Annotated in this window: 20 protein-coding genes; 2 read left to right on the forward strand and 18 right to left on the reverse strand. The window is 57.9% G+C overall.

Features of this window, described 5'->3' with window-relative positions:
- From nuoE to AC2FGE_RS11215, 14 genes are all read right to left on the reverse strand, one after another.
- A complete protein-coding gene (gene nuoE, locus AC2FGE_RS11150; RefSeq protein ID WP_496819296.1) occupies positions 1–1101 on the reverse strand; it encodes an NADH-quinone oxidoreductase subunit NuoE in 1101 nt (366 codons plus the stop codon).
- Positions 1102–1361: 260 nt separating this feature from the next.
- The gene (locus AC2FGE_RS11155; protein WP_496819297.1) at positions 1362–2585 is read right to left on the reverse strand and encodes an NADH-quinone oxidoreductase subunit D; all 1224 of its coding nucleotides are present in this window, start codon (positions 2583–2585) and stop codon (positions 1362–1364) included.
- The gene (locus AC2FGE_RS11160) at positions 2585–2710 is read right to left on the reverse strand and encodes a hypothetical protein (protein WP_496819298.1); all 126 of its coding nucleotides are present in this window, start codon (positions 2708–2710) and stop codon (positions 2585–2587) included. Before AC2FGE_RS11160 ends, AC2FGE_RS11155 begins: the two co-directional genes overlap by 1 nt.
- Before the next feature lies 1 nt (position 2711).
- Positions 2712–2888, reverse strand: a complete 177-nt coding sequence (locus tag AC2FGE_RS11165) for a hypothetical protein (RefSeq protein ID WP_496819299.1) — start codon at positions 2886–2888, stop codon at positions 2712–2714.
- Positions 2885–3490, reverse strand: coding sequence for an NADH-quinone oxidoreductase subunit C (locus AC2FGE_RS11170; RefSeq protein ID WP_496819300.1), 606 nt, complete (start codon positions 3488–3490; stop codon positions 2885–2887). Before AC2FGE_RS11170 ends, AC2FGE_RS11165 begins: the two co-directional genes overlap by 4 nt.
- 12 nt (positions 3491–3502) lie before the next feature.
- Positions 3503–4036 (reverse strand): NuoB/complex I 20 kDa subunit family protein, encoded by a 534-nt coding sequence (locus AC2FGE_RS11175; protein WP_037307875.1) that lies wholly within the window; start codon positions 4034–4036, stop codon positions 3503–3505.
- On the reverse strand, positions 4027–4392 hold the full coding sequence (locus tag AC2FGE_RS11180) for an NADH-quinone oxidoreductase subunit A (RefSeq protein WP_170532281.1): 366 nt from the start codon (positions 4390–4392) through the stop codon (positions 4027–4029). Before AC2FGE_RS11180 ends, AC2FGE_RS11175 begins: the two co-directional genes overlap by 10 nt.
- Before the next feature lie 185 nt (positions 4393–4577).
- Positions 4578–5366, reverse strand: coding sequence for a crotonase/enoyl-CoA hydratase family protein (locus tag AC2FGE_RS11185; RefSeq protein ID WP_496819301.1), 789 nt, complete (start codon positions 5364–5366; stop codon positions 4578–4580).
- 1 nt (position 5367) lies between these two features.
- Positions 5368–6219, reverse strand: a complete 852-nt coding sequence (locus tag AC2FGE_RS11190; protein WP_496819302.1) for a hydroxymethylglutaryl-CoA lyase — start codon at positions 6217–6219, stop codon at positions 5368–5370.
- A 59-nt stretch (positions 6220–6278) separates the two neighbouring features.
- Complete coding sequence (locus AC2FGE_RS11195) at positions 6279–8210, reverse strand: acetyl/propionyl/methylcrotonyl-CoA carboxylase subunit alpha (protein WP_496819303.1); 1932 nt, start codon at positions 8208–8210, stop codon at positions 6279–6281.
- Positions 8211–8213: 3 nt separating this feature from the next.
- Positions 8214–8636, reverse strand: a complete 423-nt coding sequence (locus AC2FGE_RS11200; RefSeq protein WP_496819304.1) for an ASCH domain-containing protein — start codon at positions 8634–8636, stop codon at positions 8214–8216.
- A 1-nt stretch (position 8637) separates the two neighbouring features.
- Positions 8638–10245, reverse strand: coding sequence for a carboxyl transferase domain-containing protein (locus tag AC2FGE_RS11205; RefSeq protein WP_496819305.1), 1608 nt, complete (start codon positions 10243–10245; stop codon positions 8638–8640).
- Positions 10242–10706, reverse strand: coding sequence for a hypothetical protein (locus AC2FGE_RS11210; RefSeq protein ID WP_496819306.1), 465 nt, complete (start codon positions 10704–10706; stop codon positions 10242–10244). The genes AC2FGE_RS11205 and AC2FGE_RS11210 overlap by 4 nt, the downstream gene beginning before the upstream one ends.
- Positions 10703–12229, reverse strand: a complete 1527-nt coding sequence (locus AC2FGE_RS11215; RefSeq protein ID WP_496819307.1) for an AMP-binding protein — start codon at positions 12227–12229, stop codon at positions 10703–10705. The genes AC2FGE_RS11210 and AC2FGE_RS11215 overlap by 4 nt, the downstream gene beginning before the upstream one ends.
- A gap of 136 nt (positions 12230–12365) precedes the next feature.
- Between AC2FGE_RS11215 and AC2FGE_RS11220 the strand changes: the two genes are divergently transcribed.
- Positions 12366–12971: an OmpW/AlkL family protein gene (locus AC2FGE_RS11220; RefSeq protein WP_496819556.1), complete on the forward strand. Its 606-nt coding sequence runs from the start codon at positions 12366–12368 to the stop codon at positions 12969–12971.
- A 47-nt stretch (positions 12972–13018) separates the two neighbouring features.
- Here the strand turns inward: AC2FGE_RS11220 and AC2FGE_RS11225 are convergent, their stop codons facing one another.
- From AC2FGE_RS11225 to AC2FGE_RS11240, 4 genes are all read right to left on the reverse strand, one after another.
- Entirely contained in the window at positions 13019–14182 is a 1164-nt protein-coding gene (locus AC2FGE_RS11225) for an isovaleryl-CoA dehydrogenase (protein ID WP_496819308.1), read from the reverse strand.
- A gap of 87 nt (positions 14183–14269) precedes the next feature.
- On the reverse strand, positions 14270–14992 hold the full coding sequence (locus tag AC2FGE_RS11230; protein WP_496819309.1) for an EF-hand domain-containing protein: 723 nt from the start codon (positions 14990–14992) through the stop codon (positions 14270–14272).
- Positions 14993–15111: 119 nt separating this feature from the next.
- Positions 15112–16311 carry a DegT/DnrJ/EryC1/StrS family aminotransferase gene (locus AC2FGE_RS11235; protein ID WP_496819310.1) on the reverse strand — a complete coding sequence of 400 codons (1200 nt, stop codon included), beginning with the start codon at positions 16309–16311 and terminating at the stop codon, positions 15112–15114.
- Between the two features lie 39 nt (positions 16312–16350).
- Positions 16351–17022, reverse strand: a complete 672-nt coding sequence (locus AC2FGE_RS11240; RefSeq protein ID WP_496819311.1) for an HAD-IA family hydrolase — start codon at positions 17020–17022, stop codon at positions 16351–16353.
- A 134-nt stretch (positions 17023–17156) separates the two neighbouring features.
- Between AC2FGE_RS11240 and glmU the strand changes: the two genes are divergently transcribed.
- Positions 17157–18509: a bifunctional UDP-N-acetylglucosamine diphosphorylase/glucosamine-1-phosphate N-acetyltransferase GlmU gene (gene glmU / locus AC2FGE_RS11245; protein ID WP_496819312.1), complete on the forward strand. Its 1353-nt coding sequence runs from the start codon at positions 17157–17159 to the stop codon at positions 18507–18509.

An 18509-nucleotide genomic window follows, 5' to 3' on the forward strand; every position in this document is an offset into this window, starting at 1 on the left:
TCAGTCTTCGTACACACCGTCTTTCTTGGCGCGCTTGGCAAACTCGGTCTCTTCCCCCGCCGCCAGCTTGGCCGCCTGTGCGATCCAACCGTCGCGTTCGATCCGACCTTTGAACTTCAACCGTGTATCAACCCAAGCCACATGTTCGGGCGACCAGGCTGCGATCTGATCGAAATGGAAAAAACCCAGCTCATTCAGCGTCTGCTCAAGCTTCGGGCCTACGCCTTTCAGCATCTTCAGATCATCTGCCTTGCCATCCCGCGCTGCGGTCAGCGTTTCTGGCTGATCTTCCTTGGCAGCCTTCGCCTCCTCCGCCTGTTTCACAGCAGGTTTGGCCGGTTTCGGCGCTTTGGGCGGTTTCGGGGCCGATTTGGTCGCGGCTGCCTTGCCATCCTTGCCCAGCCACGGTGTCAGGATCGGAACCTCGGTCCCGTCGATGCGCTTGACCGTGTCGCCCAGATCGGTCGCCAAGGCCACGCTGGCATTGTATTGCGGTTTGCCTGCGTCATGGTTCGTCAGGCTGGTCAGACCGCCCAGCGGTTCAGCTGCGTAACGCCCGTTCTGAGGGCCCGGTGTTGGCACTTTGCCTGCGGCCAGATCGTCGATGATCTTGCCAAAGCTCTCGGCCGTCAGGTCTTCGTAATAGTCTTTTCCGATCTGCGCCATTGGAGCGTTCGCGCAGGACCCCAGGCATTCGACCTCTTCCCAGCTTAGCTTGCCATCGGCAGACAGTTCATGCGGCTTGGCGGCGATCTTGTCCTTGCAGACCGCTATCAGGTCTTCGGCCCCGCAGATCATGCAGGAGGTCGTGCCACAGACCTGAATATGCGCCACAGAACCAACCGGTTGCAGCTGGAACATGAAGTAGAACGAGGCCACTTCGAGCACGCGGATATAGGCCATGCCCAGCATGTCGGCGACGGATTCAATCGCCGGACGGGTCAGCCACCCCTCCTGCTCTTGCGCGCGCCACAGTAGCGGGATCACCGCGCTGGCCTGACGGCCCTCGGGGTACTTGGTGACCTGCGCTTCGGCCCATTGCTGGTTGGCAGAGGTGAAGGCAAAGCTTTCGGGTTGTTCGGGGTGAAGACGGCGGAGCATTACATAGCCCTCATTCGAAAGGGTTTTTGTAGAGCGGCACAAGACCGATTTATCAAAAATACATGTTTCATCTGCTTATTGCCCCAATCCACCCAATTGCCTCAGTTCAACGAAGGCAAATACAATGAAAGCGACTCCGCTCACGAAACCGACTAGATTCACAAATGCCCACCCGAGATTTCCTCGCGAAAGAGTTACGAACCCAGCGATGGGGCAAATAACTATGCACATAGCAGCCGCGAAGAGCAATAAATTGAACATTAACGATCAATCTCCCCAAACACGACGTCCATCGTGCCGATAATCGCGGCGACATCCGCCAGTTGGTGTCCTCCGGCAACGTGGTCCATCGCCTGCAAATGCAAGAACCCCGGTGCGCGAAGTTTGGCCCTGTAAGGTTTGTTGGTGCCGTCGGCGACCAGATAAACACCGAACTCACCCTTGGGGGCCTCGACAGCGGCGTAGACCTCGCCTGCGGGGACGTGGAACCCTTCGGTGTAGAGCTTGAAGTGATGGATCAGGCTCTCCATCGAGGTCTTCATATCGGACCGTTTCGGTGGGGTGATCTTGCCGCGTGCCAGAACGTCGCCCGGGCACTCGCGAATCTTGGCGATGGCCTGACGGATGATCAGCAGGGACTGGCGCATCTCTTCCATGCGGCAGAGATAGCGGTCGTAGCAGTCGCCATTCTTGCCGACCGGGATCTGGAACTCGAACTCGTCATAGCATTCATAAGGTTGCGCGCGGCGAAGGTCCCATGCTAGGCCCGAGCCACGGACCATAACGCCCGAGAAACCGTATTTCTGAATGTCATCCTCGGTCACAACGCCAATATCGGCGTTGCGCTGTTTGAAGATGCGGTTTTCGGTCAGTAGACCGTCGATATCGTCCAGAACGGCGGGGAATTCGTGGCTCCACGCCTCGATATCGTCCAGCAGTTCGGGTGGTAGGTCCTGATGGACACCGCCGGGGCGGAAATAGGCGGCGTGCAGGCGGGCCCCGCAGGCCCGCTCATAGAACACCATCAGCTTTTCGCGTTCTTCAAACCCCCACAGAGGCGGGGTCAGCGCGCCGACGTCCATCGCCTGCGTGGTCACGTTCAGCAGGTGGTTCAGGATGCGCCCGATCTCGGAGTACAAAACCCGGATCAGAGAGCCACGGCGCGGCACTTCCACACCAGTCAGCTTTTCAATCGCCAGACACCAGGCATGTTCCTGATTCATCGGCGCCACGTAATCCAGACGATCGAAATACGGCAGGTTCTGCAGATAGGTCCGGCTTTCCATCAGCTTTTCCGTACCACGGTGCAGCAGGCCGATATGCGGGTCACAACGCTCGACGATTTCACCGTCAAGTTCGAGCACCAAACGCAAAACCCCGTGCGCCGCAGGGTGTTGCGGGCCGAAGTTGATGTTGAAATTGCGGATCTTCTGTTCTCCGCTCAGCGCATCCGAGCTGCCGTCATCATATCTTGAGCCGTCCATCAACGCCCCCGTCGTTTCTTTGCCTCAGCCCGAACCCGGACCTTTTTCGCCTCAACGGCTTTGGCAGCGGCCCCGGCCAGAAGAACGCCCAGCGCCCCTAGTGCGATCAGTTCCCCCAGCATCATCTCAGCGGCGCTCCATTTCCTGTAGCTTGATCCCGACCCACCACAGAAGGGCAATCGTACCAAACGGGATCAGACACAAAAGGCACCAGACCTTGTTGATCCCAAAAAACGGCAAGATCTTCACCATCGGGATGATGGTCAGTGCCGATAAGATCAGCCACCAGATACCCCCCATCATTCGGTCTCCTGTTTCTCATCACCCGGCAGGATGTAGTTTGCACCTTCCCACGGGGACATGAAATCGAATTGACGGTATTCCTGCACCAGAGACACGGGCTCATAGACCACACGCTTTTGCGCTTCGTCATAGCGCACTTCGGTATAGCCCGTGGTCGGGAAATCCTTGCGCAACGGATAGCCGCGAAAGCCATAATCCGTCAGGATGCGCCGCAAGTCCGGATGGCCTGAGAACAGGATGCCAAACATGTCAAACACCTCACGCTCGAACCAATTGGCCGAGGGGTGTACATCGACAATCGAGGGCACCATGTCTTCTTCGCGGATCGACACCCGCAGGCGAATGCGCTGGTTCTGGTACATCGACAGGAAGTGATAGACCACGTCGAACCGTTTGGCCCGTTCGGGGTAATCAACGCCGGTGATGTCCACGAGAGTCGAGAATTGACAGGACCGGTCGCTTTTTAGGAATTCAATGAATTCGAAAAGGTTCGACAGCGCAACATCGACGTTCAATTCGCCATGGGTCACATCCCAGGACAGGACACAATCCGAGCGTTTTAGTTCAAGCTGTGTGCCGAGTTCTTTGAGTGCTTCGCTCATCCGCTCTCTCCCTCAGCGTACAATCGTGCCGGTGCGGCGGATTTTACGTTGCAGCTGCATCAGACCATAGAGCAGCGCCTCGGCGGTCGGAGGGCAGCCGGGCACGTAGATGTCCACCGGGACGATCCGGTCACAGCCGCGCACGACGGAATAGGAATAGTGATAATACCCGCCGCCGTTGGCGCAGGACCCCATTGAGATCACATAGCGCGGCTCGGGCATTTGATCGTAAACCTTGCGCAGCGCCGGAGCCATCTTGTTGGTCAGCGTCCCGGCCACGATCATCACATCGGACTGACGCGGAGAGGCGCGCGGTGCGATGCCGAACCGTTCCGCATCATAGCGCGGCATTGAGGTATGCATCATTTCGACCGCGCAGCAGGCCAGACCAAAGGTCATCCAATGCAAGCTGCCAGTGCGCGCCCAGTTGATGATGTCCTCGGTCGAGGTCAGCAGAAAGCCTTTGTCCTGAAGCTCGGCATTCAGGGCCTGAGTGGCGACTTCCTTGTCGACACCAGCGGTGTTTGCACCCGTCATCACTCCCATTCCAGGGCCCCTTTCTTCCATTCATAGGCAAAGCCGATGGTCAGAACGCCCAGGAATACCATCATGGACCAGAAACCCACATCGCTGATGTCCTTGAAGCCAACGGCCCAGGGGAACAGGAAGGCGATTTCCAGATCGAAGATGATGAAGAGAATCGCGACCAGATAGAATCGGACATCGAATTTCATCCGCGCATCATCAAATGCGTTGAAGCCACATTCATATGCGCTGACTTTTTCCGGGTCGGGATTGCGGACGGCCAAAACGACAGCCGCCAGAATCAGTACTATTCCAAGGCCTACGGCCACGGCCAGAAACACCAGGATCGGGAGATATTCCCGCAACAGCTCTTCCAAGAGTAGCTCCTTTCCTGCGCGATCCATATCGAGCGCGCGGTCAATTGGCGAGTTGACTGGACATTCTCTATCTCTGCAGGGTCAGAGGGTCAACCGATCACAAGCGCGCAGGTCATCAACCTTGAACTTGACAAACACCCAAAGGCGCTCGCGTGTTCAGCACCCAACCGCGCTCGGAATCAGAGTTAAACTTTGTTGTTCCACTTGGGCTTACGTTTCTCAAAGAAAGCTTTGATGCCCTCATGCGCTTCTTCTGTTTCCCAGCGAGAAACCAGCGCATTAATCGTGTGGTCAATCACCTGATCGTCAATCTGAGGCCCAAGGTCCTGAACCAGCGCCTTGGCCGAGGCAACCGCCCCCGGTGCGCAATTCAGATAGGGAAGAACTTCGTCCTCAATGGCCTGATCCAACCCGTCTGCCGTGACGGTTTTGGCCAAAAGCCCTAGCGTCACGGCCTCGGCCGCATCAAACAGACGCGCTGACATGAAAACCCGGCGGGCCTTGGCTGCCCCCATACGTGCGATCACATAAGGCCCAATCGTCGCCGGGATCAGGCCCAGCTTTGTCTCGGTCAGGCCCATTTTCAGGGTTTCAACACCAATTGCCACATCACAGACAGCGACCAGACCCACACCTCCGCCGAACGCATTGCCCTGCAACGCACCGATCAAGGGTTTCGGCATCGTGTTGAGCGCTTGCAGCATTTCCGCAAGCTTTCGTGCTTCGACGAAACGCGTGGCCGGATCGGCTGCCATCTGATCCTGCATCCAACCCAAATCCCCTCCAGCGCAAAAGGATTTGCCCGTCGCGGTCAGCACGACAACCCGAACAGAGGGGTCATGTTCTAGATCCTGCGCTGCGCGCGTAAGTTCGGCGATCATCATGGCCGACATCGCGTTGTGTTTTTCCGGACGGTTTAGGCACAGGGTCGCAACGCCGCGTGCATCTGTGGCGACAGAGATCGTTTCGTACATCTTAGCCCCTCATGGCACGCGCCATCTGCGCGGCTTTATCCAACACTGTGGCATCCAGGCCGGTGGCATATCCCAACCGTTCCAGATGCGCCGCAACGGCTTCTGTCGCGACATTGCCCGCCGCACCAGGGGCGTAGGGGCAACCTCCAAGGCCACCAACGGCGGCATCGAACACACGGATACCCAGTGAAAGCGAGGCATCGATATTGTCCAATGCCCGGCCATTCGTGTCATGAAAATGCCCAGCCAGCCGGGTTACGGGGACACGTTCGCGCACCGCCATCAGCATCCGTGCAATCTTGTCTGGCGTCCCCTGCCCGATTGTATCGCCTAAAGACACCTCATAGCAGCCGTGAGAGAACAAAAGATCCGCGACCTCGGCCACTTTTTCGGGCGGTGTCGGCCCATCATACGGGCAGTCGGTCACGCAAGAGACATAGCCGCGCACTGGCAGGTCGATGTGCCGCGCGGCGTCCAGGATCGGGGTAAACCGTTCAATCGACTCGGCAATGGAGGCATTGATATTGGCTTTCGAGAATCCCTCGGAAGCCGAAGCAAAAACCGCGATCTCATCTGCCTGCGCTGCCAAAGCATCTTCATACCCCCGCATATTGGGGGTCAGGGCCGCATATCGCACACCCTTTGCGCGCGTTATTCCAGCCAAAACCTCGGCACTGCCTGCCATCTGGGGAACCCATTTGGGTGAGACAAAGCTTGCCACTTCGATTCGGCTGAACCCGGCATTCGACAGGCAATCAACAAGCGCAATCTTCTCGGACACCGGAATGTCGCGCGTTTCGTTCTGCAACCCGTCCCGCGGCCCGACTTCAAAAATTTCTACGCGTTCGCCCATGCCTCATCTCCCTTTGATGTCCAAACTGATCGTGACACATGCCCAGACCTTCGAACAGCCTAGCTGTCCTCCAACCGAACCAACGCGGCTCCGGCTTCAACCTGCGCGCCGTCCTTGGCCAGAACCTCAGCGACAACACCATCCCGAGCAGCGAGTAGGGAATGTTCCATCTTCATCGCCTCCAGCACCGCCAAACGGTCGCCCTCCTTGACGGTTTGACCGACCACCGCAAAGACCGCTTTGACAAGCCCCGGCATTGGCGCCTCGATCAGGTTGGTATCCCCAGCCGCGCTTGCCTCGCGATCCAACGGATCAACCAGGTCAAAACTCTGACCATAATCCTCGAAAACTGTGATCCAGAGACCAGTGACCGCGACGTTAGGCATCGGTTTTCCGTTGATCCGCCAGCGCCCGTCCTGGCGTTGTGTCGTGACGACCGTCTCACCCACCTTCCAGTCCTGCTGCTCGGCGCTGATAACTTGAACATCAAGCTCGATACGATCCTCGCCGGATATCAGCTGAACCGCACGATGCAGAGGCGCCCAAAGCGAGAAACCAGCGTCTGCCTGCGTGTCCGCCAGGTTCGAAGCTTGCATGGCTGCCGCCACAAGGGTTTCAGGCCGTGGCGGTACCGCCTGTACCAATTCGTCAAGGTCGCGCCCGATCAGCCCTGTATCAACATCGCCCGACGCAAAGCCAGTATGTCGGGTCAGTGCCCCCAGGAATGACAGGTTTGTCACGGTTCCGGCGACCTCGGTTCCCTGCAACGCACGATGTAACTGCTCAAGCGCAACTGCGCGGGTCGGACCATGCACGATCACCTTTGCGATCATCGGATCATACCACGGGCTGATCGTATCCCCCGCCCTCACGCCACTATCTGCCCGACACCCTTGCGGAAAGCACAGATGGGTCAGGGTACCTGTTGCTGGCAAGAACCCCTTGGGCACATCTTCGGCATAGAGCCGCGCCTCGAACGCATGCCCGTTGATCGACAGGTCATTCTGCTGCTTCGGCAGGCTTTCACCCGCTGCAACGCGAAGCTGCCATTCGACCAGATCGACACCCGTGATCGCCTCGGTCACCGGATGCTCAACCTGTAGGCGCGTGTTCATTTCCATGAACCAGAACCGATCCGGGCGCAGCCCGTCGGACGCGTCGACGATGAACTCAATCGTCCCGGCACCTTTGTAGCCAATCGCCTCAGCCGCACGGACACCTGCCTGCCCCATGGCCTCGCGCATTTCAGCGGTCATGCCGGGGGCCGGAGCCTCTTCGATCACTTTCTGATGTCGCCGCTGAAGCGAGCAATCCCGTTCGAACAGATGAACTGCATGTGTGCCGTCGCCAAACACCTGCACCTCGATATGGCGGGGCTTGGCGACAAATTTCTCAACCAATACAACATCATTGCCGAAGGCTGTTCTGGCCTCACCTCGCGCGCTGTCCAAGGCAGATGCGAAATCCTCGGGTCGTTCAACTAGCCGCATCCCTTTGCCGCCGCCACCCGCCACGGCCTTGATCAGCACCGGATAGCCTATTGTGTCGGCCGCCCCGGCCAAATGCTCGGGATCCTGATTGTCGCCATGATAGCCGGGAACTACGGGCACGCCCGCCTGTTCCATCAACGCCTTGGCAGCGTCCTTGAGGCCCATCTTGCGGATCGCATCCGCTGATGGACCAATAAAGGTCAAACCGGCCGCCTCAACCGCATCCACGAAATCGGGATTTTCGGACAAAAACCCATACCCCGGATGGATCGCCTGAGCGCCAGTGTTAAGCGCGGCCCGAATGATCTCATCGCCTTTCAGGTAACTCTCCGCCGGGGCTGCACCGCCAATATGAACGGCCTCATCCGCCATCTGCACATGCTTGGCCGAGGCATCCGCATCGGAATACACAGCAACACAGGACACACCCATTTTCTGAGCCGTTTCCATGACCCGACAGGCGATCTCGCCCCGGTTGGCAATCAGGATTTTGTTGAACATGGCTTACCCCTCAGCCGCCAGATCTTCGACAAGACGAAATCGCTCGCAGACCAACTCCATCTCAGGATTGAAGCCGCCATTACGCTCGAAATAGCGTCGGTGATCATCGCGCCACCCCGCAAGCGTTTCATTCTCGCCCTCGGCTAGTGCAAACTCCTCAGTCACATCGCAATAACGACAGATCGTAACCTTGATCGTTTCGATCACCAGGGCCGGGCGATCATCCCAGTTCAAAGCAATATCGCGCCGCCCGACCACGGGCATGTCAGGAGAGCCTTCGGGGTAGTTTCGCAATGCATCGCAGGTCGCCGTTTTCTTTCCTGCACGCACAAGGGCCAGCAGCTCAGTACTCAACATGGCGTTGTCCCCGAACTTGAAGGTCTGGGCGCCGGGGTAGCGGTTTTTTAGCTGTTCCAGATCGGTCATCTTACATCCTGAACACGCCGAAGCGCGTCTCTTCTATCGGGGCATTCAGCGCAGCGCTGAGCGACAAGGCCAGCACATCGCGGCTTTTGCGCGGATCAATGATGCCGTCATCCCAGAGCCGGGCCGAGGCGTAGAGCGGATGCGACTGTTCCTCGAACATCTGTAGTGTCGGACGTTTGAATTCGGCCTCTTCTTCGGCGGACCATATACCGCCCTGCCGTTCGATCCCGTCCCGTTTGACAGTTGCCAGAACGCCCGCAGCCTGTTCGCCGCCCATCACGGAAATCCGTGAATTCGGCCAGGTCCACAAAAACCGAGGCTGGTAGGCGCGACCCGCCATGCCGTAATTCCCAGCGCCAAAAGAACCGCCAACAAGCATCGTGATCTTGGGCACCGAGGTCGTCGCCACCGCCGTCACCATCTTGGCCCCGTGCCGTGCGATGCCTTCGTTTTCGTATTTACGGCCCACCATGAAGCCGGTGATGTTTTGCAGGAAAACCAATGGTGTTTTGCGCTGTGAGCATAGCTCGACAAAATGCGCGCCTTTCTGCGCGGCCTCCGAGAATAGCACGCCGTTGTTCGCGATGATCCCGACCGGGCAGCCTTTGACATGGGCGAAACCGGTGACCAGCGTTTCGCCGAACCGAGGTTTGAACTCATCAAACCGCGACCCATCGACCAGCCGCGCGATCACCTCGCGAATGTCATAAGGCGTGCGCAGATCAGCCGGAACAACGCCGAGGATTTCCTCAGGGTCATAAGCAGGCTCCTCGGATGCTTCAAACTGTAGGCCGGGTTTCAGCCCGGCACCGCCCAAAGACCCCACGGCTCGCCGAGCCAAGGCCAAAGCATGCGCATCATCCTCGGCCAGATAGTCCGCAACGCCAGACAGGCGCGTATGTACATCGCCACCGCCGAGGTCTTCGGCGCTGACAACCTCGCCTGTTGCAGCCTTAACCAGAGGTGGACCGGCCAGAAAGATTGTCCCTTGTTCCTTCACGATGATCGTCACATCTGACATCGCAGGCACATAGGCACCACCAGCCGTGCACGAGCCCATCACCACAGCGATCTGAGCGATCCCCTTGGCGCTCATGCGTGCCTGATTGTAAAAGATGCGCCCGAAATGATCGCGGTCGGGGAAGACCTCGTCCTGATTGGGCAGGTTCGCGCCACCGCTATCGACCAGATAGATACAGGGCAGATGGTTTTCCTCGGCAATCTCCTGCGCGCGCAGGTGCTTCTTGACGGTCATCGGATAATATGTGCCGCCCTTCACGGTGGCGTCGTTGCAGACCACCATGACCTCTCGCCCCTGTACCCGACCAATTCCGGCGATCACACCGGCACAGGGCGCGGCATCGCCATACATCCCATGCGCCGCCGTCGCGCCGATTTCAAGGAATGGAGAGCCCGGATCGAGTAGGTTCGCAACCCTGCGTCGGGGGAGCATCTTGCCCCGAGATTCATGCCGCGCGCGGGATTTCTCACCCCCTCCGATACGGGCCGCTTCAGCAGCTTCGGATATCTGTGCCAGCGCGTCGAGATGGGCTGCGAGGTTTGCTTTAAATACCTCAGAGGTCGGAACTGCTTTGCTTACTAACTTCACTGACTTTCTTTCCTCTTTTCCAACCAATCCGCCAAAGATATTGCGCCAAGATAGCGCCCCATCGAAACAAACGCGGCACATTCTGTTCCAGAGTCTGAATTCTCGCACTGAGTATCTGCGTTCGTCGAGTTCAGCATATCCATTCGGTTCTCAAAGAACTGTTTCTGCGGAGATGGAGCATCTAGACTATCCGGAAGGCTATCCATGATATCCTTTGATAGGTTTTCGTAAGTCGTCGCCAGAGTTCCAAAACACGAAGGACTGTCGACAGCATAACGGCAATACCCAAGAATGATCGCCATACACTCTTGCCTCTTCCCAGCCCGATCCAATTGATCTCGTGAACTTAAGAAGCAACGCTGTGTCCATTCGAACGGGTCGTTCTCGTCGGCTAACGCAGGGAGAGGTGCTCCTAGCTGAGAACCGATCAAAGCTGCCGTTAACAATAGAGTATTCTTCATTTATGAATCTCCCCCACTGCCCGCGCCTTCAATTCCTTCCGGATCACCTTGCCCGTCACCGTCATCGGCAACTCCTCCAAAAACGCCACCTCTCGCGGGTAGGAATACTGCGACAGCCGGTCCTTGACCCACTCCTGCAACTCCGCGCTTGTGGCCTCGGCCCCAGGTTTCAACACCACATAGGCCTTCACGATCTCGGTCCGCAGCGGGTCGGGCTTGCCGACCACGCCCACGGTTGCCACGGCTGGGTGGGTCAGCAGGCAATCCTCGATCTCCGCCGGGCCGATGCGATATCCGGCTGAGGTAATCACGTCGTCATCGCGGCCCACGAAGCGCAGATAGTCGCCCTGCCACACGCCGCGATCTCCGGTGATGAGCCAGTCGCCTCGGAACTTCTCAGCCGTCGCTTGCGGATTGTTCCAGTATTCCAGCAGCATCGAGGCCGATCCACGGCGGATAGCGACGTCGCCTTCCTCGCTCGTCGGATTGCCATCCTGGTTAATCACCGCCACCTCATGCCCCGGCACGGGCTTGCCGATACAGCCGGGGTTCACCGGAAAGTCCTGCGCGCACGAGGAGACAACCATATTACATTCGGTCTGACCGTAGAATTCATTGATCGTCAGGCCAAAGGCCTGCTTACCCCAGGCGAGCATCTCGGCCCCCAACGGCTCCCCCCCGGACGCGACTGAGCGCAAGCCGGGGATGCTCTGATCCGCCGCTTTCAGCATCCGCAGCGCCGTGGGAGGAAAAAACACGTTCTTTACGCCACCGCGCGCGATCACATCCGCGCAAGCCTCAGCCGAGAACTTATCCAGACGTGCTGCAACCACCGGTATGCCCAGCGCTAGCCCCGGCATCAGCACATCGAACAACCCTCCGATCCAGGCCCAATCCGCAGGCGTCCAGAGGCAGTCCCCGTCGCGCAGATGATTGTGGCTGATTGAAACGCCTGGCAGATGGCCCGTCAGCACCCGATGCCCGTGCAGCGCACCCTTGGGGCTGCCGGTTGTGCCCGACGTATAGATCAGCACCGCCGGATCATCCGGACCAGTCTCAGCAAAGGAAACCGGATCGCCCGACACCCCTACATCAGACGCGATCAGAGGCTTTGCGATTCCTTCAAGTAGCCCGGCACCCTCGACATCGGTCAGCACAAGCTTGACCCCGGCATCGCCAATTCGCGACCGTAGCGCCTCCTGTTTGAACAGCTTGAACAGCGGAACTGAGATCGCACCGATCTTCCAGATCGCCAGATGTGTGGCGGCACACCATGGCGATTGGCTGAGCAAGACACCGACCCGGTCACCTGGCTGCACCTGCTGCTGTAAGGCACGGGCGATCCCGTCGGTCATATGATGCAGCTGTTCATAGGTCACACGCTGTTCGGAAGGACCGGTCAGATCGATCACGGCCACACGATCATCGGGATGATCCAGACACTGGCGCGCCATGTTCAACCGGTCAGGCAAGTCCCAGCCGCCCTCTGGGCGCAAACCAGGTATGCGCGTAGGGTCAAGCATCTGCTAGACCTCTTTTTTCATTTAATTTTTCCGCCGTACACAGGCAACCAGAACCAAGCGAAACTTGATGCAGATCAGAGCGCGGATGGGCCTTTGCCGCCACACAAGGGGCATCAACAAAACCAAAGGCAAGACCATGATGAAAACGCTCGCCGCATTGACATTCTCGACCGCGCTGGCCGCTTTGGCCGCACCCGCATTTGCCCAATCGCAGGGTGACTGGACCCTTGGCGTAGGTGTGGGATATCTGGACCCGAAATCCGACAACGGAACGCTTGCGGGGCTTAGCGCAGATATCGACGCGGACACCCGCCCGATCTTTACCGCGGAGTACTTTATCCGCGACAATCTGGGGATCGAGCTTTTGGCCGCAACGCCGTTCAGCCATGACATAACTCTGGGAGGCAGCACCGACGCGGGCAGCGTCAAGCACCTGCCCCCGACCCTGTCGCTGAACTATCACTTCCCGACCAATAGCGCCTGGAAGCCCTATGTCGGTGCCGGTCTGAACTACACGATCTTTTTTGACGAAAGCTCTCCGTTGGGGGATCTCAAGGTCGATAACTCGTTCGGCGTCGCGCTGCAGGCCGGGCTGGACTACCAGGTTACCCAAAACGGTGCGGTCCGACTGAATGTGCGCTGGTTCGACATCGACTCGGACGTGACCTTGGATGGCGCCGATATCGGCACCGCCGAAATCGATCCCTGGCTGGTCGGTGTGTCCTACGTCCATCGGTTCTGATCCAATCCAAAGCGCCCCGCCGACACAAAGTCAGTGGGGCGTTTTCTTCACTGCATCTCGCTCATCAATTCGCGGCCAATCAGCATCCTGCGAATTTCGCTGGTGCCCGCGCCGATCTCCATCAGCTTGGCATCCCGGAAAATCCGACTGACCGGCGCGTCCGACAGGAACCCGGCCCCGCCCATGGCCTGAACAGCCTGATGCGCCTGCGTCATTGCCGCCTCCGAGGCATAGAGACAGCACGCCGCTGCATCCTGCCGCGTCACATCCCCACGATCGCAGGCCTTCGCGACCTCGTAGACATAAGCCCGGGCAGAGTTCATCGCGGTATACATGTCCGCGATCTTGCCCTGCATCAGCTGAAAGCTGCCAATGGGTTTGCCAAATTGCTTGCGCTCGGCCAGATAAGGCATGATCTCATCAAGACAGGCTGCCATGATCCCGGTTCCGATCCCGGCCAGCACGACCCGTTCGTAGTCAAGACCTGACATCAGAACGGCAACGCCCTTGCCTTCCTCGCCCAGAACATTTTCGAACGGCACTTCGACATCTTCAAAGATCAGTTCTGCTGTATTGGACCCACGCATTCCAAGCTTGTCGAAATGGGGCGAGGTCGAAAAACCGGCCATCTCTTTTTCGATCAGAAATGCGGTGATCCCTTTAGAGCCGGCCTCTGGGTCGGTCTTGGCGTAGACGACCAGCGTATCTGCGTCCGGCCCGTTTGTGATCCAGTATTTGTTGCCATTCAGCCGATAGTGATCGTTGCGCTTTTCCGCGCGCAGTTTCATCGAAACCACATCCGAACCTGCCGAAGATTCGGACATCGCCAATGCGCCCACATGCGCCCCAGAGATCAGGCGTGGCAGGTATTTTTGCTTTTGTTCCTCATTGCCGTTCAGCTTGATCTGATTCACACACAGGTTCGAGTGCGCACCATATGACAGCGAAACCGAGGCCGAGGCACGCGCCACTTCCTCTACCGCAATTGTATGAGCCAGATAGGACATTCCGGCCCCGCCATATTCCTCGGGTACCGTTACGCCCAGAAGGCCAAGCTCCCCCATCTCGGACCATAGCTCATTGGGAAAAGCATTGGATGCGTCGATCTCGGCGGCCATCGGCTTGACCCGTTCCTGCGCCCAGCGATGCACCATTTCGCGCAGCGCGTTTACATCTTCGCCGAGATCGAATGTCATTGCCGCCTGGAACATTTGGTCTGCCTCTGCGCTATACTTCAGTAATTGAACACATGTTCATTTATAGCGAGGCGAAGAGTGCCTGTCCAGTTGGAATGCAGTCTAGTGGTTTACGAACTCACCCAAACTGATCCGCCCATCACCATCTGTATCTATTTGCTCCAAAATCTCAGAAGCGCGGGCGGCGCTGTGCATACCAATGGCTGCTCTGCATTCCGCGCTGACTTTGGCTTCGTCTTCACGAAAGCCGAACTCCAACTCAGCCAAAGTCACAAATCCATCCTCGTTGGTATCGGCGGATGTGAAATCGTCAGCCCGGTAGCGTTCGTTTGCCGCTACGACTTCAGACAATGTAATGCGGCCATCGTTGTCAGCATCTGAGAAGCCAATTGCATCATCTGCCAGTTCTTCAGGCGACATTGACCAAACTTTCGCCAGTTCGGTTCCATCACAATCGCTAGGCAAGTTCACCTGCTCGGCCTGTTGCGTCATGTAACTCAGCATTTCAATCCGATCGACGAATCCATCGCCGTTGGTATCCTTGGCACGAAAATTGCCAGCGAAATCGGTTTTTGCAGATGCCCCAGACAGGGATACAGCGACTAAGATAGCGATGGTCAGAACCACCGGGGATGCCGCGATTACACTATTCTTCATGGTCGAAACCTCCTTCGAGTTTGAATGAGGCACTCCATCTTCAGCGATCAATCGGCGCAAAGCCGCGCTCATGGTTTCGCCGCGCGCAGCAACCCGTGCGGCGAACGCGTTTTTTTCCGACAGGCTTAGCCTGACTTCCAGAGATTCCGATTTTTTCTCTTTGGTCATGGTTACGCAATGATATCTGATGGTGTGCTCGCTCAAAGAAGCAAAGACACCTCAATTTGCCAGTATGATGACGTCCGTACGCAAGCGAAATCGTGTCCGGACAACGGAGTTTGCTGTTTTCAGGCCGTCGCCAGATTGTGAATCCGCGCAACTTCTTCCCGAATTATTCGAGCGATCAGATCACAGTCCTGCAAAGAGAACGTAAGAGGGACACGCATATCCAAAATACCCGTAAGGATACGGTCCGATTCCGGCAAACGTTCGCTTTCAACATAGCGCCAGCTGTCATAGCGAGAGGTGAAGCCTGTCGGTTCGGCCCCACCAAACCATTTCAACTCGACCCCCCGTTTTGCGCACCGGCCAATAACCTCGGTGATCCGATCGGGCACCCAGTCCAGAAGCAGGAACTGAATCGACGAACCGACATAGGTTTCTCCCTCTGGCCGATCCACAATTGTCAGCCCCGGTGTTCCGCGCAAGCCGGCTTCGATGGCCCGGTATCTTTCATTCCAACGCCCAACCTGCCGGTCCAGATCGCGCAATTGCGGGCGTAGGATCGCGGCGCGCAGATTATCCATCCGGCCCGAAACATTAGGGGTGGTGTATTTGACGCGCTCGAACACCTCGGGTGATGGTGCGGCCAGATGACGTTCGTACAGCATGTAGGACCCCGACAACATCGTGGCCTTGGCTGCAAGCTCCTCATCATCGGTGATCAGCAGGCCGCCTTCGCCGGAATTGACATGTTTGTAGGTCTGACAGGAATAGCATCCGATTGCGCCCTGACGACCAGACAATTGCCCCCGCCAAGCTGCGCCCATCGTGTGTGCGCAGTCTTCGATCACAACCACACCAGCGGCATCGCACATCTGCATCAGGCGATCCATGTCGCACAGATGCCCGCGCATATGGCTGAGCATCAACACCCGCGCCTGATCCAGCTTGGCCGCAAGATCGTCCAGATCAATCGTCAGGTTCTCGGACACGCCCACGAATACAGGCTTGGCCCCGACGGACGCTATCGACCCCGGCACAGGTGCAAGCGTGAAAGCATTCGTCAAAACCGGGTCACCCGGTTGAACACCCACTGCGCGCAAGGCAGTTGCAAGCGCATACCCTCCCGAGGACACAGCCAGACAGTACTTGACCCCCATCTGGGCGGCAAATTCCTGTTCCAACAAGGCTGTTTCGCCCAACTCACCCGGTGTGACGTTATAGCGATGCAGGCGCCCGTGGCGCAGGACGGTCAGCGCGGCCTCGATCGCCTCGTCAGGGATCGGTTCTTGCTGGGTGAAACTGCCGGTGAATGTCTCAGTCATGGCTCAGTTCTGGGGCTCTATCCGCTTCGGGTCAAGAGATCACGCCGCCGCACCGATCAGATCGGTCACGACACTCGGCAGATCGTCAAAATGATGCAGCAATGCCTCAGGCTCCAACGCGGCCATATCATCCCCCGATGGCCCGAACGTAACCAGCACAGACGGCACGCCTGCAGCTTTGGCCGTATTGCGGTCAGTGTCAGAGTCCCCGATCAAAACACAAAAATCGGGATGCCCCCCTGCCCGCCGCGCCGCCTCGCGCAGGGGTTCAGGGTCCGGCTTGCGCACCGGCAGGGTATCAGCCCCCACCAGCGCGGCGAACTGATCCCTAACACCCATCTGAGACAAAAGCTGATGGGCCAAACCCTCGGGCTTGTTGGTACAAATCCCAACACCATATCCAGAGCTTTTTAGGGCTTCGACTGCCTCCAACGCACCCGGATAGAACCGGGTGTGGGTGTCGATATCGCTGGAATAGGCCTCAAGCAATACCGGGTAATAGGCGTTTACGGTTGCCTCATCATAGGCGCCAACCCGTTTCAAGCCGTACGTCAGCATCATCCGACCACCACGCACCGCAATGCCTGCATCCTGTCCGTGAACCAGCACATCCCCATGGCCCATCGCGCGAAAACAATGGTTTGCGGCGGCCAGCAAATCCCCGGATGTATCCGCCAAAGTCCCATCCAAATCGAAGATGACCGTGCGCATCGCGCCTCCTTGCTCGGCAGTTTTCCGCCATACCATGTTGCAATCGGCAATCTTGTTTGATGGCCGTACGGCTTGCGCCTTTGACCTCAGCGGATAAAACGGTCGGCAAGAAAACACAAAGAGAAAACGATTTCATGACCACTGCCCTTGTCATCCTTGCCGCCGGAAAAGGCACCCGGATGAATTCGGATGTTCCAAAGGTTCTGCATCCCATCGCCCAGGTTCCGATGCTGATCCACGCCATGCGCGCTGGCTCGGTGCTATCGCCCGAGCGCACCGTGATCGTCACAGGCCACGGGTCCGAGGCAGTCGCCAAGGTCGCACAGGTCGAGGATGAGACAGCGCAGATCGCTGTGCAGGAGGAACAACTGGGCACCGCCCATGCCGTCGCGCAAGCTCGCGACGCGCTAGAGGGGTTCGAAGGTGACGTCGTTGTTCTTTATGGGGACACTCCGTTCTTGAAGCCCGATACGCTGGAACACATGATCGAAGCGCGGGTGAAAAATGATCTGGTGATCCTGGGCTTTGAGGCCGCAGATCCCGCGCGCTATGGGCGTCTGGTGATGAATGGTGACACGCTGGAGCGGATTGTCGAATTCAAAGAAGCATCAGTTGAGGAGCGGGCGATAAGCTTTTGTAATTCTGGGCTTTTGGCCTGTGACGCAAAGTTACTGATGTCGCTGATCGATGCGGTGGGCAATAACAATGCTGCGGGCGAATACTACCTGACGGATGTGGTTGAAATCGCCCGCAGCCGCGACCTGAGCGTCACTGCTGTTGCCTGTGACGAAGCGCAGACACTGGGTGTTAATTCTCGCGCCGATCTGGCAACGGCGGACGCTGTGTTTCAGGACCAGGCGCGGGCCGAATTGCTGGATCTGGGCGTCACATTGATGGCACCAGAAACGGTTTATCTGGCCGCCGATACGGTCATCGGGCGAGATACGGTGATCGAACCCAATGTGGTCTTTGGCCCCGGTGTAACCGTCGAAAGCGGCGCAACGATCCGGGCCTTCTCGCATCTGGAAGGCTGCCATGTCAGCCGGGGCTCTGTGGTCGGCCCCTATGCCCGCCTGCGCCCCGGTGCAGAGCTGGCAGAAAACGCGCGCATCGGCAACTTTGTCGAGATCAAAAACGCTGAGATTGCCGAAGGCGCGAAGGTCAATCACCTCAGCTATATCGGTGACGCTTCGGTCGGGGCCGCAACGAATATCGGCGCGGGCACGATCACTTGCAACTATGACGGCGTAATGAAGCATAAAACCACGATTGGCCAAAATGTCTTTATCGGTTCGAATACCATGCTTGTCGCTCCGGTGACGGTGGGCGACGGGGCGATGACGGCGACCGGCACAGTGGTGACCAAAGATGTCGAAGCCGATGCCTTGGCCGTTGCGCGGGCCAAGCAGGAAAACAAACCCGGCTATGCGCGCAAATTGTTTAATATGTTAAAGGCGAAAAAGGCTCGCCGCGATAAAGAGGCCTGA

Source organism: Ruegeria sp. YTSA075, from assembly GCF_059610245.1.

What these genes read in the sequence shown, in the direction of transcription:
- AC2FGE_RS11220 (WP_496819556.1), top strand. Translation starts at nt 12,366, where the DNA reads ATGATGAAAACGCTCGCCGCATTGACATTCTCGACCGCGCTGGCCGCT.
- AC2FGE_RS11195 (WP_496819303.1), bottom strand. Translation starts at nt 8,210, where the DNA reads ATGTTCAACAAAATCCTGATTGCCAACCGGGGCGAGATCGCCTGTCGG.
- AC2FGE_RS11175 (WP_037307875.1), bottom strand. Translation starts at nt 4,036, where the DNA reads ATGGGAGTGATGACGGGTGCAAACACCGCTGGTGTCGACAAGGAAGTC.
- AC2FGE_RS11190 (WP_496819302.1), bottom strand. Translation starts at nt 6,219, where the DNA reads ATGGGCGAACGCGTAGAAATTTTTGAAGTCGGGCCGCGGGACGGGTTG.
- AC2FGE_RS11185 (WP_496819301.1), bottom strand. Translation starts at nt 5,366, where the DNA reads ATGTACGAAACGATCTCTGTCGCCACAGATGCACGCGGCGTTGCGACC.
- nuoE (WP_496819296.1), bottom strand. Translation starts at nt 1,101, where the DNA reads ATGCTCCGCCGTCTTCACCCCGAACAACCCGAAAGCTTTGCCTTCACC.
- AC2FGE_RS11210 (WP_496819306.1), bottom strand. Translation starts at nt 10,706, where the DNA reads ATGAAGAATACTCTATTGTTAACGGCAGCTTTGATCGGTTCTCAGCTA.
- AC2FGE_RS11155 (WP_496819297.1), bottom strand. Translation starts at nt 2,585, where the DNA reads ATGGACGGCTCAAGATATGATGACGGCAGCTCGGATGCGCTGAGCGGA.
- AC2FGE_RS11200 (WP_496819304.1), bottom strand. Translation starts at nt 8,636, where the DNA reads ATGACCGATCTGGAACAGCTAAAAAACCGCTACCCCGGCGCCCAGACC.
- glmU (WP_496819312.1), top strand. Translation starts at nt 17,157, where the DNA reads ATGACCACTGCCCTTGTCATCCTTGCCGCCGGAAAAGGCACCCGGATG.
- AC2FGE_RS11230 (WP_496819309.1), bottom strand. Translation starts at nt 14,992, where the DNA reads ATGACCAAAGAGAAAAAATCGGAATCTCTGGAAGTCAGGCTAAGCCTG.
- AC2FGE_RS11235 (WP_496819310.1), bottom strand. Translation starts at nt 16,311, where the DNA reads ATGACTGAGACATTCACCGGCAGTTTCACCCAGCAAGAACCGATCCCT.
- AC2FGE_RS11170 (WP_496819300.1), bottom strand. Translation starts at nt 3,490, where the DNA reads ATGAGCGAAGCACTCAAAGAACTCGGCACACAGCTTGAACTAAAACGC.
- AC2FGE_RS11165 (WP_496819299.1), bottom strand. Translation starts at nt 2,888, where the DNA reads ATGATGGGGGGTATCTGGTGGCTGATCTTATCGGCACTGACCATCATC.
- AC2FGE_RS11240 (WP_496819311.1), bottom strand. Translation starts at nt 17,022, where the DNA reads ATGCGCACGGTCATCTTCGATTTGGATGGGACTTTGGCGGATACATCC.
- AC2FGE_RS11160 (WP_496819298.1), bottom strand. Translation starts at nt 2,710, where the DNA reads ATGATGCTGGGGGAACTGATCGCACTAGGGGCGCTGGGCGTTCTTCTG.
- AC2FGE_RS11215 (WP_496819307.1), bottom strand. Translation starts at nt 12,229, where the DNA reads ATGCTTGACCCTACGCGCATACCTGGTTTGCGCCCAGAGGGCGGCTGG.
- AC2FGE_RS11225 (WP_496819308.1), bottom strand. Translation starts at nt 14,182, where the DNA reads ATGTTCCAGGCGGCAATGACATTCGATCTCGGCGAAGATGTAAACGCG.